The 18,412-nt window shown below is 50.5% G+C and carries 12 protein-coding genes; 2 read left to right on the forward strand and 10 right to left on the reverse strand.

The window, feature by feature from the left end:
• Nucleotides 1-11 precede the first annotated feature (11 nt).
• Together IT781_RS05050 and IT781_RS05055 are read right to left on the reverse strand one after the other, a co-directional pair.
• Nucleotides 12-404 carry a PilZ domain-containing protein gene (locus IT781_RS05050; RefSeq protein ID WP_194969055.1) on the reverse strand — a complete coding sequence of 131 codons (393 nt, stop codon included), beginning with the start codon at nt 402-404 and terminating at the stop codon, nt 12-14.
• A 500-nt stretch (nt 405-904) separates the two neighbouring features.
• The gene (locus IT781_RS05055) at nt 905-2,131 is read right to left on the reverse strand and encodes an FAD-dependent monooxygenase (RefSeq protein ID WP_194969100.1); all 1,227 of its coding nucleotides are present in this window, start codon (nt 2,129-2,131) and stop codon (nt 905-907) included.
• A 242-nt stretch (nt 2,132-2,373) separates the two neighbouring features.
• Between IT781_RS05055 and IT781_RS05060 the strand changes: the two genes are divergently transcribed.
• Together IT781_RS05060 and IT781_RS05065 are read left to right on the forward strand one after the other, a co-directional pair.
• Nucleotides 2,374-7,857, forward strand: coding sequence for a glutamate synthase-related protein (locus IT781_RS05060; protein ID WP_194969056.1), 5,484 nt, complete (start codon nt 2,374-2,376; stop codon nt 7,855-7,857).
• An 80-nt stretch (nt 7,858-7,937) separates the two neighbouring features.
• Nucleotides 7,938-9,683: a sulfite reductase subunit alpha gene (locus IT781_RS05065; protein WP_194969057.1), complete on the forward strand. Its 1,746-nt coding sequence runs from the start codon at nt 7,938-7,940 to the stop codon at nt 9,681-9,683.
• A 76-nt stretch (nt 9,684-9,759) separates the two neighbouring features.
• Here IT781_RS05065 and zapE read toward each other — a convergent pair whose 3' ends face one another.
• The 8 genes from zapE to truB all read right to left on the reverse strand — a co-directional run bounded on the left by zapE (nt 9,760) and on the right by truB (nt 18,411).
• Nucleotides 9,760-10,920 carry a cell division protein ZapE gene (zapE, locus tag IT781_RS05070; protein ID WP_194969058.1) on the reverse strand — a complete coding sequence of 387 codons (1,161 nt, stop codon included), beginning with the start codon at nt 10,918-10,920 and terminating at the stop codon, nt 9,760-9,762.
• Between the two features lie 240 nt (nt 10,921-11,160).
• Nucleotides 11,161-11,766 carry a TetR/AcrR family transcriptional regulator gene (locus IT781_RS05075; RefSeq protein WP_194969059.1) on the reverse strand — a complete coding sequence of 202 codons (606 nt, stop codon included), beginning with the start codon at nt 11,764-11,766 and terminating at the stop codon, nt 11,161-11,163.
• Nucleotides 11,767-11,846: 80 nt separating this feature from the next.
• On the reverse strand, nt 11,847-12,404 hold the full coding sequence (gene pgsA, locus IT781_RS05080) for a CDP-diacylglycerol--glycerol-3-phosphate 3-phosphatidyltransferase (protein WP_194969060.1): 558 nt from the start codon (nt 12,402-12,404) through the stop codon (nt 11,847-11,849).
• A complete protein-coding gene (gene uvrC, locus IT781_RS05085) occupies nt 12,394-14,235 on the reverse strand; it encodes an excinuclease ABC subunit UvrC (protein ID WP_194969061.1) in 1,842 nt (613 codons plus the stop codon). The genes pgsA and uvrC overlap by 11 nt, the downstream gene beginning before the upstream one ends.
• Nucleotides 14,232-14,876, reverse strand: a complete 645-nt coding sequence (locus IT781_RS05090; protein WP_194969062.1) for a uracil-DNA glycosylase — start codon at nt 14,874-14,876, stop codon at nt 14,232-14,234. Before IT781_RS05090 ends, uvrC begins: the two co-directional genes overlap by 4 nt.
• A gap of 53 nt (nt 14,877-14,929) precedes the next feature.
• On the reverse strand, nt 14,930-17,005 hold the full coding sequence (gene pnp, locus IT781_RS05095; RefSeq protein ID WP_194969063.1) for a polyribonucleotide nucleotidyltransferase: 2,076 nt from the start codon (nt 17,003-17,005) through the stop codon (nt 14,930-14,932).
• Between the two features lie 100 nt (nt 17,006-17,105).
• The gene (gene rpsO, locus IT781_RS05100) at nt 17,106-17,375 is read right to left on the reverse strand and encodes a 30S ribosomal protein S15 (protein ID WP_194969064.1); all 270 of its coding nucleotides are present in this window, start codon (nt 17,373-17,375) and stop codon (nt 17,106-17,108) included.
• 124 nt (nt 17,376-17,499) lie between these two features.
• Nucleotides 17,500-18,411, reverse strand: a complete 912-nt coding sequence (gene truB, locus IT781_RS05105) for a tRNA pseudouridine(55) synthase TruB (protein WP_194969065.1) — start codon at nt 18,409-18,411, stop codon at nt 17,500-17,502.
• Nucleotide 18,412: the final 1 nt, after the last annotated feature.

Genomic DNA, 18,412 nt, shown 5'->3' on the forward strand with positions numbered 1-18,412 from the left:
GCCCAAATCGATCAATAGGCAAAGCCATTACTGGAAGCCAGCGTTTTTTCGATAAATTGGATCAGCCGGTTATAGTCATTCTTTCCCATATCGACATAGCGCATGCCGATCTTGCAGAGATCCCTGGAAACCCGCCGCGAATAGGCAATATGGCAACGCGCCGCTATAGGCGACATCTGCCCGTTCTCATCGGGCAGTTCCAGACTAATAGATAGTTCCACCGGCCTGCCGCCGCGCACATAACTGCCGCCCGGCGTCATGACATTACGCTGCCCGATGTCACACTGAATAGAGATCTCCGCGCTACTGGTGTCCAGCGCCAAAACATTTAAATGCACACCATCCTCATTGGCGACAATCACTGAAAGCGGCTTTGAAATTTTGGGATAAATTTTTTTACGCATTGCTTCGGTACTCAATAAATTGATTGGTAAATTCTAGCCTAAAACAACGCAAGAACCAGATGGAGCGGCCGCTTAATTACTTTTTTTATCAACAACATGAACTGCATCACACTAATTCGCGAATTGATGCGGCAACCAAGTCGAAAGGATTTTTTGAGAGAAAATCTTATGAAACCTGTCATCTCCATAAAACGGAAGTCGATAACACAACACGAGCTCCATCACAAAACGAAAAAATGTTCGTCAGCCTGTCTGCAATTAGTGTTCAGGACCGCCAAGATCGTATCCAAGTATGTGACAGTGCGTCGCAAAACGCATGAGTCATCAAAATGTGTCACTTAACCCGTGATTTATAGTAGGACATGCAAAGGGTTGTGAAATAGACAAGAATGGCGCCAATGGCTACTGATCAGCGCCTATTCAATTCCTGTGTACACGACAGGCTCAAGCCAATGAAATGGCGCAACCGTCGTTTTCTGAAAATAATAAAACCCGACAACTCAAACGATCGACTGCCCCTTGGCGAGCTTGGGAAGATTGCCATCCAACCCCATGGCCATGCGCATGACTTTGTTTTTTGCCGGCGAAAGTCGCTCGGCCAGCCCCAGCCCCAGGTTCCGCAAGAACTTGACCGGCAATATCTCGTTACTGAACACGCGATAAAAAACCTCCATGACTGTCATCATTCTCAGGTTTTCGTTGCGCCGCAACTTTTCGTAGCGCTTTAGAACGACTATATCATCAATAGCCTGCCCCTGCTTCTGCGCCTCAATCAAAACCTCCCCCAACGTGGCCGCATCCAACAGGCCTATGTTCACCCCCTGCCCAGCCAGCGGATTGATCATATGCGCCGCATCGCCGACCAGAACAACGCCGGGCTTGACGTAGTCCTGCGCATGCTGCCGTTTTAAAGGAAAACTGGCTGTGCCGAGAACTCCCTTAACCTTGCCAAGACAGTCAGGAAACGCAGCCGCCAGCTCGGCCATCAGTTCCTCATGAGGCAATGCTTTTAATCGGACCACTTCATCCGGCGAGTTGTACCAGACTATGGAGCCATAATGCCCCGTCAACGGCAAAAATGCCTGCGGCCCGCTAGGTACAAAACGCTGCCAAGTGATATCCTGCTGCCCATAATCCGTCTCAATATAAATGACCAGGGCGTGCTGTTTATAATCCCAGCTTGTTACCCCCAAGCCCACAGCCTGCCTGACTCTGGATTGCCCACCGTCTGCCGCAACCAGCACTTTTGCCGACAACAGGCGCCCATCAGCCAATTCCAGTTCGGAATGATCATTTTGACTCTCGGCTGAATAACTGATTCGGTTAATCGTGGCAGGACAGATCAGTTCGATGTTATCGAAATCGCGCAAGCGGTCTAATAAAGCCAGTTGCGTCACACGATTTTCAACAATATAGCCCAGCTCCGAATGACCGATATCATCGCTGCAAAATTCCGTATCGCCGGCAGTCTCCCAGACACGCATGCGCCGGAACGGGCAAAGCCTGCGGCTGGTGATGCCCCGCCAGGCGTCGACCGTTTCAAGGATGTTTTTCGACGCAATACTGAGTGCCGAAACCCTCAAGTCATGCGGCTGATCGGCAGAAAACTCCTGCGGCAGCGAATTTTCTATTACAGCCACCTTCAATAAGCTGCCGCCCAAGCTACAAGCTAAGGCCGCCCCTACCATGCCGCCGCCTACGATTACAACATCAAAACGCTCTTTCATATCAATTAATATATAAGACAACCTGAACTTCCACAATTCGACAAAAATAGAGTACTAGCATGTACAATCTTTCGTGATACAATTAAAAGGTTTCACTAGATGAAATTCATCTAAAAAGATTTCGTAGTATCTCAATGTGTCTGCCTGAATTAAAATTTAATTCCTTGACTCTAACACGCATTGAAACAAAAAACGAACTATAAACGCTGTCTTTTGACAGCACGATTAGAACGGGCCGAAAAATGACTGAAAATTCCCGATTAGGTAGTAAAGAACAGATGCTGTATAACGATGAATTGTCGCAGGACAGCTGCGGCGTGGGTTTTATTACTCACAAAAAGAGCGTACAAACTCATGATCTGCTGATTAAATCACACGAAGCGCTTTGCACTATTCCACATCGCGGCGGCATGAGTGCAGAAGGAATTGGCGATGGTGCTGGCGTTAACATTGATTTATCGCTTAAGTTCTTTCGCAAGATCACCGGCATCGAAAATCTGGAACTCGGTCAGTTTGGCGTAGCCAACTTCTTTTTTCCGGAAGATCATGATCACTATGACTCAGCGGCAAGAGAACTTGTTAACCGCCACTTCGAGGCATTTGATCTGCCAATTATTCAATGGCGAGACGTCCCGGTTGATAACGCCGTGCTCAATTCCGCTTCGGTCAAAGCACAGCTGCCTATCAAGCAGGTGATTTTCGACCGCCCGAAGCATTTAAAAACGGCTACGCATGATCAGTTTGAAAAGCATATTCAGGCCACCTTGCTGGCTATTGAAGTTGAAGGCTTCTCGCGCCCTGAATTGAACGGCTTTTATCCTTTATCCATGAGTTCGCGTACACAGGTTTACAAAGGCCGGCTCAACTCTTTTGAAGTCATTCCGTACTTTATAGATCTGCGCGACAAGGATCACGCGATCAACACACTGTTTTTCCATACCCGTTTTTCAACCAACACAGCTCCGGCCGCACTGATGGCTCAGCCATTCCGTTACATGGCCCATAACGGCGAGCTGAACACCGACAAGAAAAACCGCTTGAGCGAAAACGCCATCGCGCGCCAGCACAACAAGCACATCGTGTTCCCGTGCGGCCAGTCAGACTCCGGCCGTCTGGACCAAACCCTGACGCGCCGCATCAACGAAGACAATCTCAATATCGTCACAGCAGTGCTGGCGATGATGCCGCCAGCCTGGGAAAACGATACAACACTGTCGCCGCAAGTACGCGCCATGCTGGAATATTTCAGCTTGTACGAAGAAAAGAACGACGGTCCGGCGGCATTGATTTTCAGCGATGGCATACGTGTTGGCGCACGCCTGGACCGTCTCGGCCTGCGCCCCTTACGCTCGGTTGAAACTGAAAACTATCTGGCTGTCATGTCAGAAGCCGGGCAAATTGATTTCCCTCCGAAGGAAGTCTTAAAACGCGGACGCATTGAAGCCGGCGGCATGATCTGCTTCGACCACAGCACCGGCGAAGCTTACAACACCCACCAGATTATGGAGCGCCTGGCCCAGGAGCAAGACTACCAGGCGTTACTGGCGCAACGCTGCATCCATATGCCGGAACTGCCGAAAGTTGAGCTGTCCGAGATTAATGACGCGTATTCCTTCACGATAGACCAGCGGCACACCGCTTACTCGCTCAACCAGGAAAGCTTCAGATTCCTGCTTGACCCGATGCTGGCTACCGGCATGGAAAAAATATCGGCCATGGGCTACGGTATCGCGCCTAACGCGCTGTCGGGCACGGAAGGGGGCATGTCGCGCTATTTCAGCCAGCGCTTCGCACAGGTCACCAATCCGCCGCTCGATTCGCTCAGAGAGAGCGACGGCATGACCTTGCGCGTGGCCTTGGGCGCCAAACCGACTTTTTCCGATGAGTACAGTAAACAGCTCGTTATCGACTCGCCGATTCTGCTGCGCACTCAACTGGAACAGATCCGCAGACAAGCAGCGGTCAGCGTCGTCACGCTGGACATGCTGTATACGCCTGACTTCAATGACGCGAAGTGCAACGAAGAGTCTTTGGAAGCGGCGTTACTAGCCGTCTGCGAGCAGGTTGAGAGTGCCGCACGAAAAAACACCGGCATCATCATCCTGAGCGACGCCAACATCGATAAAGACAAAGCCGCCATTCCGGCCCTGCTGATGATTGCGGCCGCCAACCAGCATCTGGTTAAACACGGCCTGCGCTTTAATTCATCGTTGATCGCGGAAACCGGACAGGCAGCCAGCTCGCATGATATCGCCACGATCCTAGGCTTCGGCGCTTCGGCGGTCTGCCCTATCAGCGTGCATAACCGCGTGCTCAGCCATTACGCAGCGGATGAGCGGCAAAAAGCGTTGTACAATTTCCAGAAAGCCGCTGAAAAATCGCTCATGAAAACCATGGGCAAATTTGGCCTATGCACCGTGGAAAGCTATATTGGCGGGGAATTCTTCGAATCCAACTATCTGGATACCAATGAGCCCAAGCTGCGCCCTTACTTCCCAAACATCCATGCAGCAGTCGGAGGGGCGCGTTATGCCGATATCGCGGCCAGCGCGACAGAATGGCATCAAAAAGCACTGTCTGTGCACGAGGAAAAAGACATCCCATTCCTCGGACTATTCAAGGAGCGCCAGGACGGCGCCGGCCACAGTTTCGGCAATACCGCGGTCCGGGAATATATCAACATGACCGATGAGGAGATTCTGTATATCCCTCAGGATAAATCGCCCGTCGCCAGCGACACGGCCTACGCCGATTTCGGCTATAACAAGCGTACCCCGGGGCAAATCGACGCCTTCGGCATCACGCCGGCTTATCGCAGCTTTACCAAAAACCTGTATCTTGAGCGCGAATCCAGGCCGGCCGCCTTGCGCGACATCATGGATTTTCCGGCTGACGTCAGCACGGCCGAAACCGTTGCCGATTTCAACCGCATTCTCGGCAGGCAGAGTGTGTACGGCAATATCAACTATTTGATCCGCGGTCTGAAGGTCGACCAAACTGACAACGCTTCTTTCAGCATCAGCTTCACTGAAAATTCATCCGAAGCGCGTTTGGAGCAACTGTCGCAGCACTTTAAAAAACGCTTCGCCGATACTGAATTCAGTGCGACAGCCATAGGCAGTACGCTAAATATCAAAGTAGCCGACACTGATAGCCTTCTGACTAACTATTTATCGTCCATCCAGAGCGCGCGCGATCCGATTACCTTGACCGATGTACAACCGGCTCATGAAATCACCGCAACCTTGGCCTCCGGCGCGATGAGTCACGGCGCTTTGCTGGCAGAAGCACACGAAGCGGTCGCCCAGGGCACGAACATTGTCGGTGCACTCAGCAACTCCGGCGAAGGCGGCGAGCATTCCAGCCGTTTCAACACGCTGCGTTCGAGCAAAATCAAACAATTCGCGTCAGGCCGTTTTGGCGTCTGGGCCGGCTATCTGGCCGACCCCAATATCCAGGAGATTGAAATCAAGATCGGCCAGGGCGCAAAACCGGGCGAAGGCGGTCAGCTGCCTGCGCCCAAAGTCTCGGTCGAAATTGCCGCTCTGCGCGGCGGCACGCCCAAAGTGGAACTGGTCAGCCCGCCGCCTCATCACGATACCTACTCTATCGAAGATTTGGGGCAATTGATTCATGACGCCAAAGCTGCGCGCGTAAAAGTCGGCGTCAAGCTGGTGTCATCAGAAGGCATCGGCACAATTGCCGTCGGCGTCGCCAAAGCCGGAGCCGACGTGATCAACGTAGCCGGCAATACCGGCGGTACCGGCGCGGCAGCCGTAACCAGCCTGAAAAACACCGGCCGCTCGCCTGAAATCGGTATCGCCGAAGTGCATCAGGCACTGGCCGTCAACGGTCTGCGCGACAAAGTCGTATTACGTTGCAGCGCCGCCCATCAAAGCGGATTGGACGTCGTTAAATCGGCCATTTTAGGCGCCGACTCCTTTGAATTCGGTACCACGGCATTAATGATGCTGCGCTGCGTCATGGCCAAGAACTGTAACATCAAATGCCCGGCCGGCCTGACCACCGAGCATGAAGAGTTCAAAGGCGATGCGCGCGTACTGGCCCAATACTTCATGAATCTGGCTCACGAAGTCAGGGAAATACTGGCCGTATTAGGTTATCGAAGCCTGCGCGAACTGCGCGGCAAAACCGAGCTATTGCACCTGATCAATCACGAAGCCATGATCGGCCAGCTGGATCTGACCCGCCTGCTTGCGCAAGCGAACGAGGTAAAAATTGAAAATCCGATCTACCTGGAAGCGGACTTCAGCGTTGATGACGCCATTATCAAACGGTTTAAAACCGACATTATTGACGGCAATAAACAGCAACTCATTATCGAAGGCGCTGATTTCAAACTGAACAACCGCAACAAAACGGTGGGCGGACAGGCAGCGATCGACATCGAGCGCATGCTGACCTATGAACTCAGCGATGAGCAGGTTTCCCGCTCCAAGATCATTTACACCAACCAGCACGGCCGCCGCTATTTGGCGCCGGACAGCGTGATCATCCGCACGCACGGCTCAGCCGGGCAAAGTTATGCCGCCTTCATGAATGACGGCATGCGCATGGAGCACACCGGCACCTGCAACGATGGCGTCGGCAAATCGGCTTGTGGCGGCATACTGGTCGTCGAATCGCCAGGCGGCGGCATTAAAACACCGGGCAATAACGTGCTGATCGGCAACTTTGCCCTGTTTGGCGCCAGCGGCGGCAAGGCCTTTGTCAACGGCGAAGCCGGCGACCGGTTTGCGGTCCGAAACTCGGGCGCCATGGCGGTCGTCGAAGGTGTGGGCGATTTCGCCTGCGAATACATGATCAACGGCGCCGTGTTGAATATAGGCGGGTTCGGCAAAGGTTTCTGCAACGGCATGTCCGGCGGCAATGCCTATCAGTATGATCCGGAAGATCGGCTGGAAAGCTTGTACGACAGCTCGTCCGTGGAGCTGCACCGCCTGACCGAGGATACCGATACGGCCCGAGCTCATGAACAGTTCATTCTGTCTATGCTCGAGCAGCATGCCAGCTATGCCAACTCAAGCAGGGCCAGATGGTTGCTCGATAACTGGGCTACCGAACGCGCGCATTTCAAATTTACGCTGCCGTTATGGCTCTATAAAACCCAGACAGCCAAATACTTGCAGCAATCGCTGGATCGCAAGGAAATGATCGAGGAATTGTCGCTGGCACTGGCGGCTGAACAGGTTGAGCAGGTCAGACGGGCGTACCAGACAACACAACCGTTGTTTGGCGGCGCGATTCCGGATTACGGCACAACCGATACAGCATTGATGTTCAAGCTGGTCAACAGTTTCTCCGTGTTTGAGAAAGCCCGGTCTTACGCCCGCGACATGCTGAAGCATCTGCCTGAAGCGTTGCAGACTCAAAGCCAGATAGAGCAGGCTGCGCGCAAACTGATCATGGAGCGTCCTCGCAAACTGCAGGAAGCATTGGTCAAGAACACTCGCGAAGCTTACAGCAATTACAGTGATGACCAACTTGCCTGCCTGCTGGCAGCCAAACGTCTGAATGATTACAAGAAGACACTAATCCTGCGTGATGTACAGAGTATTTATTCGATAGGCTCCACTGCCTGGATTATTGAACAGGACAGAATCAACAGAGAGACGTTGGCCGGCATTCCTTGTATCGAAGAATATCTGGCCGGACTCGTCGGATTAAGCATCGTCCAGGACATGATGAGCGCACAACCCGCTTAAATCCATTCTTTTTACAACACATCGGCCTCCCCTCTAAAAAGGGAGGCCGATCTACAGACAGTGATTTGTTAGTAACTCAAATGAAAACACCTCATATCCCACTCGACGCTCCCTACAGCGATAGTCAGCGCGCATGGCTTAGCGGCTTTTTTGCCGGCATGCATACACACATGATCCAAAGCGCCGGCACTGCTAACCAAGCCGATGCCCGCATCATCAACATTTTGTACGGCAGCCAGACCGGCAATGCCGAATTGATCGCGCATGATGCCGCCAATGTTGCGAAAACACATGGCTTGAAACCTCTGATAAAAAGCATGGATGAGATTGAAATAGATCAGCTCGCTTCCATGGAATACCTGCTGATCGTGACCAGCACCTACGGCGAAGGCGAAATGCCCGACAACGCCCAAATGCTGTGGCAGGCTGTTTCCAGCGATTCAGCGCCGGCTCTTAATAACATGAAATTTTCAGTGCTGGCGCTGGGCGACACCAGCTATGACTTATTCTGTAAAGCGGGCATAGACTGGGATAGAAGATTGGCCGAACTGGGCGCAACGCGCATTTATGACCGCACTGACTGTGACGTCGATTTTGAAGAACCGGCATCGAACTGGATCAGCGCCGTTATTCCACACATGGCTGAAGGAGCAGCATCGCCTACGGTGATTGTCGATGTCGAAGCAGCTCATGCAGAAAAGCCTCAATACAACCGAAAAAATCCGTTCCCGGCCAGAATGCTTGTTAACCGGCTTCTGACGGCCGAGTCGTCATCAAAAGAAACACGGCATTACGAGATTTCCATTATCGGTTCCGGGTTAAGCTATGAAGCCGGCGATGCCTTATGCGTGGCACCGACCAACTGCCCCAAACTGGTCGCCGACATCCTTACTGCGCTCGGCTGCAAGGGTGATGAAGACGAACCGGTCAACGGTGAATCCATCGCTTTGCATGAAGCATTACGCACGCAATTCGAAATCAAACTGCCCAGCAAGGAATTCATTGAAGAGATTGCCAGCCGTTCAGGCGATCAGGAACTCAACGGCATTCTGGAATCGGGCGACAAGGACAAACTGGCCGATTATTTATGGGGCCGTGACATACTGGACCTGCTGTTGCAATTCCCGCAAGTGGAATTCTCGGCCGCCGAATTCATAAGTCTGCTGAAACCGTTGCAGCATCGCGCCTACTCGATCTCCTCCAGCGGCAAAATGCATCCTGACACCGTGCATTTGACTGTGGCCAGCGTGCGCTATGAAAGTTATGACCGCCAGCATAAAGGCGTCTGCTCAACTTTTCTGGCTGATCTGGTCGATGACGAAACCGAAGTGCGAGTCTTCTTTACCCCTAACAAGATCTTTAGAGTGCCTGACGACAACAGTCTGCCGATGATCATGGTCGGCCCCGGCACCGGCATCGCGCCATTCCGAGCCTTCCTGCAGGAACGCGAGTACAGAAATGCGCCCGGCAAAAACTGGCTGTTCTTCGGCGATCGCAATTCCGCAACCGATTTTATCTACCGTGAAGAGCTGGAAGCCATGCAGCAAAAAGGCTTGCTGACCCGATTGGATCTGGCATTCTCCAGAGATCAAAAAGAAAAGGTTTATGTGCAGGACCGCATGCGTGAAAACGGCGCCGAGTTGTTTGCCTGGCTGGAACAGGGTGGTTATTTCTTCGTTTGCGGCGATGCCTACCACATGGCCAAGGATGTCGATAAAGCACTGCATGATGTGATTGCCGAACATGGGAAAATGTCGGAACAGCAGGCCATCGATTATGTCAATCAACTGAAAAAAGACAAACGTTACGTCAGAGACGTTTATTAACTCTTATTGGAAAAGACATCCAGGAGTGACCAACCAGTCGCTCCTGGCATCCGTACTTCCGTTCTGAATACCAGCCTTAGGCAGACATCCGCCCTTCGCTCAGATACCTTTCCGTTTGCATCTCGACCAGCCTTGATTGGGTTCGCTTGAATTCAAAAGCCCCGTGATCTGTACAAAGCTGATCAACAGACGCCGCGGCAGTACAGATCAGTTTCACGTTATGTTCGTAGAGTACATCGATCAGGATCACGAAGCGTTTCGCTTCGTCCTTGTTTTCCAAGGAAAATCTGGGGATATCCGAAATCAGCAAGGTATTGAATTCCCGGGCAATCGCCAGATAATCGGCTGCGCCTAGCGGTCTGCTGCAAAGCTCTCTGAACGAGGCAAACAGAATATCGCCATGCGCCGCCGCAAAATGAACCTTTCGGCCCTGCACTTGCAAAACTAAGGGTTCCGTTGCAGCGCTATTGGTCAGGTGGTTGTAGCTTTGCCGCAGAAACGCATTTCCTGACTCGCCAAGCGAGGCATGGAAAGTCGTCGATAACGCCTTGAGGTGCGTCAAACGGTAATCTTCTTTAGCTACCAGCTCCAGAATTTCAGCGGATTGCTTAAGCAAGGCAATAAACGGCAGGAACAGCTCCCGTTGCAGGCCGTCTTTATAAAGCGCATCGGGATGGTAATTGGATGTAGCGACCATAATGACGCCTTTTTTAAACAACTGTTTAAATAAGCGCGCCAGCATCATGGCATCGGCGATATCATTGACAGTAAACTCATCGAAACATAACAGCAGCGTAGATTTTCGAATATGTCTGGCCAATGCGGGAATCGGATCGCCATCGTGGGATTGCCGCCATTGATGGATAAGATGGTGAACTTCCTGCATAAAGGCATGAAAGTGAACACGCCGCTTCTGTTTGATCGGACAGGCTTGAAAAAAGAAATCCATCAGCATGGATTTACCCCTGCCGACGTCGCCGAATATGTAAAGGCTCTTGCCTTGCTCAGGCTTGGCTGAAAGCAGTTTCCCCAGCGTCAGTTTGCTGTCGTAATCGGCTTTTTCCAAGAGGGTGTCCAGCAACTGCTGCAAATGGCCCAAGACTTCCACTTGAGCATCATCATTCTGGATATGACGTTTAACAACCAGTTCCTGGTAATGTTTTTCCAGAATCCCATTATCCGAGGCGGCATAATGGGGCGCTAAACAGTCATATTGTCGCAATAAAGGTTTGAACATGAAAAGGTTAGTCGTAGGAGAACTCAAAGCGCTTCGGACTTGATTTTTGCGCACCGCTTGCATCGGTAAACAGTGACCAGCTTTCCCTGCTTGACATCAAACTGTTTTTCATTGATTACTTCCCATTTATGAAAGCCGCTGCGGCATAAGGTGTTGCCTTTATGCAGTAGCGATACTTTCGGCCGTTTAAACTGAACAACATCACCCATCTTTATGCTGAAAAGAGTAACAGAATCCGGCTCATTTCTTGGCGATCGCGTTCCAGGCCGCCAGCCATGTCTGCGATTGGTAGACTTCGGGTTTCTTGTCCAGGGCGCCGGTCAACAGCAGACGCAAAGTCTGGTTGATGATGCCGAAAAAAAATGCATACCCGAGAACTGGATCCATATTACGTATTTCCCCAGCCTTGATACCGGCCTGGATGATCTTGATAATCTTTGAGAAAGGTGCCGTTTCCAGCAAGGGCTTTTCTTCCGGCAAGAACTCATGGATTTTCAAAACCAGCAAGAATTGCACCACATCGGGCGCTTCAGTAGTCAGCCTGAACATTAAATCAACAATTTCGCGCAATTGCTCCGATGATTTTTTATTTCTGCGCCGGATATCGTCGATGGATATGTTCAAGCTATCGAAGATATTGGCATACAACGCCGAGGCAATCGTCTGTTTGTTTTTAAAATGCTGATAAATGCCGCTTGTGGTTTTTATTCCCGCCGCATCTTTAATGTCTGTCAACGAAGTATTGAAATAACCTTTTTCGGCAAATAGTTTCAAAGCCGCCAGTAATATTTCATCCTGTGTTTCAGATTTTAGCTGTATGTTTTCTTTTTCTTTTTCCTTATCCATTTTCTTCTTTCACAGCGAATTCAATGTGCTGTATCTCATATGTTAAATAATCCAAGGATTTACCCGGACTCGCAGCATAGCTACTGCTCCGCGATAGCTGTCAACGCAGCCCTTAAGTAATTAACCATAGACCACAGTGTTAATAATACGGCAATATACAGGAGAACATACCCTACAATGTTTACTGGAATGCCGGCCAGATCCTCATGATACAACAATAAAGTAATGGCCAACATTTGCGCAGTTGTTTTCCATTTGCCTAATTGGGAAACCTTGACTTTTGCACGCTTGCCGATTTCCGCCATCCATTCTCTCAATGAAGCAATCGTTATTTCCCTGCCGATGATAACGGCGGCGGCAATAGCCATGTAGGGATTTGGCTGCTGCTGAACAATCAGCACCAGGACAATAGCCACCATCAGCTTATCGGCCACCGGATCCAAGAAAGCGCCGAAGGGCGTTTCTTGCGCCATTTTTCTGGCCAGATAACCATCCAGCCAGTCCGTAACGCCCGCAACAATAAAAATCAACGTACAGGCCAGGTTGGAGTATTGCCAGGGCAGATAAAAAATAACTGCTAACAAAGGAATTAATATAATTCTTAACAGGGTAAGCGCTGTCGGTAAGTTAAATATCATCTTGATGATGGAATAGTTCGTAAATTCGTTGTGCTAATTGCTGGCTTATGCCATCTATGCTGCAAAGTGCATCCACGCCCGCTCGTGAAATGCCTTGCAGCCCCCCAAACTGTTTCAATAAAATCTGCCGCCGCTTAGGCCCCAATCCTGGAATAGTTTCCAATACCGACTGTTTTTTTGCTTTACCTCGACGCTGCCTGTGTCCTGTTATCGCAAACCGGTGCGCTTCATCGCGGATATGTTGAATCAATAATAAACCGCTAGCGCCAGGCGTCATATCAATGGGCTGATCCTGATCAACCAGAATCAGTTTTTCCATGCCGGGTTTTCTGTCCGGTCCTTTCGAAATACCCACTATCATAACATTGTTTATGTCTAATTCCGCTAATGCCTTTTGGGCGGCATGCACCTGTCCTTTGCCGCCGTCGATAAATAATATGTCGGGTGCCATATGCTCCCCTTGCTTCAGTCGTTTAAAGCGTCTGAATACGGCCTGATGAATAGCGGCATAATCATCGCCCCCGGCTATCCCTTCGATATTGAAACGGCGGTACGCTGATTTTACCGGACCTTCCCTATCAAAAACAACGCAGGATGCAACCGTCTGTTCGCCCTGGGTATGACTGATATCAAAGCACTCCAGACGTCTGGGCAACTCCGTGCAGCCAAGCTCTTCCTGTAGACTGAGAAACCGGGCGTAAAGCCCCTGTTTATCCGACAGCTTGCTCAGCAATGCATTTTCTGCATTCGCGCAGGCCATTTGCAGCCATTTTAAACGCTCTCCTCTGACTCTGGGAGAAATATTGACGGCATGCTTGGCTTGGCTGGCCAACACTTCCGTCAACAGATCGGTTTCTTCCAGCTCATGGCTGACGATCAATTCATAAGGCGCTTGCCTCTCCAGATAATATTGCGGAATAAACGCCTGCAGAATGCTGGCCGGGTCATGTTCATCGGTTATTTTCGGGAAAAACAGCTTATTGCCCAGATGCTGCCCGTTACGGATAAAAAATACCTGGATGCAGGCCACGCCTGCCTTGCTGGCACAGGCGATGATATCGACATCGCCGCGCTCGCCATGGACGAAGTTCTTTTCCAGCACGGAGCGCAATTTCAAAATCTGGTCTCTGTAGATGGTAGCCTGCTCATAATCAAGCTCGGCAGCCGCCTTCTCCATCTTGGCAACCAACTGGTCGATCAGCAAACTACCCTTGCCCTCCAGAAACAGGATCGTGCTGTCTACATCCTGGGCGTAGGCCGATTTGTCAATCAACCCCACGCACGGCCCGGTACAGCGCTCTATTTGATACTGCAGGCAAGGCCGAATCCGGTTGTTATAAACGGAGTCCTCACATTGCCGAACAGGAAATATCTTTTGCAGCAGCTTCAGCGTTTCCCTGACGGCACCGGCGCTGGGATAAGGGCCGAAATAGCGGCCACGCTTGCTCTTTGCGCCGCGATGCAAGGTGATGCGCGGAAAATCCTGCTCAGTGGACAGAAAAATATAAGGATAGGATTTATCGTCCCTTAAGCAGATATTATAGCGAGGCTTATACCGTTTGATCTGCTGGCATTCCAGCAATAAAGCCTCGCCTTCGGTATGCGTGACAGTCACTTCGATGGCGGCCACTCTGGCGACCATCGCCTGCTGCTTGGGCGAGGCCGTTTGCGGCTTGAAGTAACTGGAAACGCGGTTTTTCAGGTTTTTAGCCTTGCCGATATAAATAATCTCGCCTTCCTTATTGAGCATTTTGTAAATGCCAGGACGCGTGGTCAGGCTTTTTAAAAACGCTTTTACATCAAAAGCATTTTCAGAAATCTCAACATTCACTCTCTATCCAATAATGTCCCAATCGTACGAAAAATATCGGCAAACATCGCTTTTGTCAGCCTGTTAGTCTGCACGTTATAGCGACTGGTATGGTATGAATCGATCATCATTCGCCCACCCGGCAATTCGTGCAATATACTATGACCAAATTTCGAGCTATTCAGTTTCAATCCATAGGCTTTCAATACCGCCTGATGCGCTATAGTCCCCAGCGCCAGTATGACTGCGCCTTGCGGCAATGTTTTTAACTCGACAGCCAGGAAATTGTTGCATAGCGCTATTTCCGCGCTCGTCGGCTTGTTTTGCGGAGGCAGGCATTTCACGGCATTGGTTATGCGGCAATTTTTGAGCTCCAGGCCATCAGCTAATGATTTGGATATGGGCTGATTGCTGAAACCGAATTCATGCAGCGCCTCATACAACAGCAGCCCCGCATAATCGCCCGTAAACGGCCGGCCGGTTGCATTGGCGCCATGCATGCCGGGCGCCAGACCGACAATCAGCAACCGGGCATCGGGGTCGCCAAACGGCGCCACCGGGCGGGCGTGATAGCTTGGATAGTTCTGCTTAACTTCCAGCAGAAATTCGTCCAGCCTTTTACACTGCCGGCACTCTTGATCGAATATTTTTGTTAATTTCATGCTTACAAAAAAGGGCCTTAACGGCCCTTTCTCTCTTATAGCAGCAGAATATATTATTCTTTGTCCGCTTCTTTCATACTGAGTCTGACTCTGCCTTGACGGTCGATTTCGAGTACTTTCACTCTGACCACATCGCCCTCAGACAATCTGTCGCTGACTTTATCAACATGCTCGTCCGAAATTTGCGAGATGTGCACCAGGCCGTCCTTACCGGGCAGTATCGTTACGAAAGCGCCGAAATCCATCAAGCGGGCGACTTTGCCTTCATAAACTTTGCCTACTTCCACTTCAGCCGTGATTTCCTCGATCAGATGGCGCGCTTCTTCGCCGGCCGCCTTATCAACTGAAGCAATCTTGACGAGGCCGTCATCGGTCAAATCGATGCTTGCCCCGGTTTGTTCGGTAATGCCGCGAATCGTCGCGCCGCCCTTACCGATCACTTCACGGATCTTGCTAGGATCAATTTTGAACGTAATGATGCGTGGCGCATAATCGGACATCTGCTCGCGCGTCGTAGACAGCGCCTTATTCATTTCGCCCAGAATATGCAAGCGACCGCGTTTTGCCTGTTCCAGAGCCGTCTTCATGATTTCGGCGGTAATACCGTCGATTTTGATATCCATTTGCAATGCAGTAATGCCGCTCTCGGAACCGGCCACTTTGAAATCCATGTCGCCCAAGTGATCTTCATCGCCCATGATGTCAGACAACACTGCAAAGCTGTCGCCTTCCTTGATCAGGCCCATGGCAATACCAGCTACCGGTGATGCAATAGGCACACCCGCATCCATTAATGCCAGACTACTGCCGCAAACGGAAGCCATAGAACTTGAACCGTTTGACTCGGTGATTTCGGAAACGACGCGAATCACGTATGGAAATTCATCCATATTAGGCAGAACCGCCTGAACGCCACGCTTCGCTAAACGGCCATGGCCGATCTCGCGGCGTTTTGGCGAGCCGACGAAACCGGTTTCGCCGACGCTGAACGGAGGAAAGTTGTAATGCAGCATGAACTGCTCTTTGTATTCGCCGGACAACGCATCGATAATTTGCGCGTCACGTTGAGTACCCAGGGTCGCGACCACCAAAGCCTGCGTTTCGCCGCGTGTAAACAAGGCGGAACCATGGGTTCTGGGCAGTACGCCGGTTCTGATCGTGATCGGTCTGATTGAATCCAGAGCGCGGCCGTCAATGCGTTTGCCTTCTAGAATGGAACTACGAACTATCTTTTTCTCCAGATGTTCGATAATGGCGCGAATGTCCTGTTCTGCATATTGCTCTTCCGCAGCCAGTTTTTCTACAGCCGCATTTCTGATCTCTTTCAACTGTTCCTGTCTGACCAGTTTTTCAGGCACTTGGTAAGCGGCTTTAATACCGGCTTCCACTTCCGCGGTTACCAGTTTTACTAGCTCAGCATCGGCTTCAGGAGCCGTAAAATCAACAGTTGCCGCACCGGCGAGTTGAGCGAATTCGTTAATGGCATTGATGGCTGTCTGCATTTGTTCGTGACCGAACAAAACCGCGCCCAACATGACTTCTTCAGATAAATTGCGAGCTTCTGATTCAACCATCAAAACGGCTTTCGCAGTACCGGCGACAACCAGTTCCAGTTCGGAATCTTTCAATACCGCAGGGGATGGATTCAATAAATAACTGCCGTCTTTGTAGCCGACGCAAGCAGCGCCTACCGGGCCGTTAAAGGGCAATCCCGAAACAGCCAATGCGGCCGAAGCCCCCAGTAAAGCTGGAATATCAGGATCAACTTCCGGGTTCAATGACACGACAGTAGCGATAATTTGAACTTCGTTCGTATAACCATCCGGAAAAAGAGGACGGAGCGGTCTATCGATTAAACGAGACGTTAAAGTCTCTTTTTCACTAGGACGTCCTTCTCTCTTGAAGAAACCGCCTGGGATTTTGCCAGCGGCGTATGTTTTTTCCTGATAATTAACAGTCAGTGGGAAAAAATCGCCACCATTAGCTTCTTTTTTACCAACGACTGTGACCAGCAATGAGGTGCCATCGACATCGATCATAACAGCGCCGTCTGCTTGACGAGCTATTTCACCGGTTTCTAATGTTACGAGCTGATCGCCGTACTGAAATTCTTTCCTAATAGGATTCACTATAAGGTTCCTTTGTATAAAGGTTATTTGAAGATTTATTCAATCCATGACTTGCTAAAGCAGAAACGGCACCTTATGTGCCGTTTCTTTTTTGCTTTTTTTATTTACGTAAGCCTAGACGCTCAATTAATGAACGATAACGATTACCGTCTTTATTTTTCAAATAATCCAGCAACTTGCGACGCTGATTAACCATGCGCAGCAGACCGCGACGAGAATGGTTGTCTTTTTTGTGGGTTGCAAAGTGCGGTGTTAAATGAGTAATGTGTGCGGTCAACAAGGCAATTTGCACTTCGGGTGAACCGGTATCGTTTTCTGACAGTCGATAAGCTTCTACGACTGCTTTTTTCTGTTCTGCAGTGAATGGCATTTATAATCCCTATTAAGATTAAAAAATTAAAAATAAAGTTGCCTGTTATGACAACTAATGAATACCCTGTCTCCACGATAGGGGGTAGAAACAGGTGTAATTTTTAGCCTGAGAACCCTTCGGTTCAGGCAGGCTCGTCGTTCAGATTGAACAATTTTTTCGGCGCTAGTTTACCATCCAATAGCATTTCTCCCAAGCCCAAAAAAACCTTGGTATGGTACATACGCACCATGCCGGGCAAGACTTCTTTAATCTTGAGCGCTTGCCCTTGCTTTATACGGATAGCCTCGCTCTCGGACAGCTGCACGGCAGGCATGAACTCTAAAGGCTTATCGACATCAATCAGGCATTGCTGCAGTTCCTGCTCATCCATTTCGGCCAACTGCTCCAGGGTCTTGGCATTTTCAATACTGAACCGGCCGGCTTCCAGCCGACGCAGCTCTTTTACCGTTCCACCGCAGCCGAGTTCGTGGCCGATATCTTCCGCCAATGAACGGATATAGGTGCCTTTCGAACAGCGAACGTCCAGTCTCAACTGATCTTTCGAAAAATCCAGCAATTGCAAGTCATATATTGTGATGCGCCTGGCTTTCCGATCCACGGTTTCACCGGCCCGGGCCAATTCATAGAGCTTTTTGCCATTGTGCTTTAAAGCCGAATACATCGGAGGCACCTGATCGATTTCACCGGTGAACTTTTTCAGACAGGCGTTGATGGCATCAACAGTCAGTTCGGGCACCGGCCTGGTCTCAAGAACCTGACCTTCCGCGTCCCCCGTATCGGTCATGACGCCAAGCTGAACCAGCGTCTGGTAACGTTTGTCATCATCGAGCATTAGCGCCGAAACCTTGGTCGCCTCACCGAAACACAGCGGCAACAAGCCTGTTGCCAATGGGTCCAGACTGCCGGTATGCCCGGCTTTGTTGGCGTCAAACAAACGCCTGACTTCCTGCAAGGCTTTGTTTGAAGAAACCCCCAGGCGTTTGTCCAGCAACAGGATGCCGTGGACATTGCGCCCGGATTTGCGTTTACTCATT

Origin of the sequence: Methylobacter sp. BlB1, from assembly GCF_015476545.1 — a bacterium.
In the GTDB taxonomy this organism is placed as follows: Bacteria; Pseudomonadota; Gammaproteobacteria; order Methylococcales; family Methylomonadaceae; genus Methylobacter.

What these genes read in the sequence shown, in the direction of transcription:
- IT781_RS05050 (WP_194969055.1), bottom strand. Translation starts at nt 404, where the DNA reads ATGCGTAAAAAAATTTATCCCAAAATTTCAAAGCCGCTTTCAGTGATT.
- IT781_RS05055 (WP_194969100.1), bottom strand. Translation starts at nt 2,131, where the DNA reads ATGAAAGAGCGTTTTGATGTTGTAATCGTAGGCGGCGGCATGGTAGGG.
- IT781_RS05060 (WP_194969056.1), top strand. Translation starts at nt 2,374, where the DNA reads ATGACTGAAAATTCCCGATTAGGTAGTAAAGAACAGATGCTGTATAAC.
- IT781_RS05065 (WP_194969057.1), top strand. Translation starts at nt 7,938, where the DNA reads ATGAAAACACCTCATATCCCACTCGACGCTCCCTACAGCGATAGTCAG.
- zapE (WP_194969058.1), bottom strand. Translation starts at nt 10,920, where the DNA reads ATGTTCAAACCTTTATTGCGACAATATGACTGTTTAGCGCCCCATTAT.
- IT781_RS05075 (WP_194969059.1), bottom strand. Translation starts at nt 11,766, where the DNA reads ATGGATAAGGAAAAAGAAAAAGAAAACATACAGCTAAAATCTGAAACA.
- pgsA (WP_194969060.1), bottom strand. Translation starts at nt 12,404, where the DNA reads ATGATATTTAACTTACCGACAGCGCTTACCCTGTTAAGAATTATATTA.
- IT781_RS05090 (WP_194969062.1), bottom strand. Translation starts at nt 14,876, where the DNA reads ATGAAATTAACAAAAATATTCGATCAAGAGTGCCGGCAGTGTAAAAGG.
- rpsO (WP_194969064.1), bottom strand. Translation starts at nt 17,375, where the DNA reads ATGCCATTCACTGCAGAACAGAAAAAAGCAGTCGTAGAAGCTTATCGA.
- truB (WP_194969065.1), bottom strand. Translation starts at nt 18,411, where the DNA reads ATGAGTAAACGCAAATCCGGGCGCAATGTCCACGGCATCCTGTTGCTG.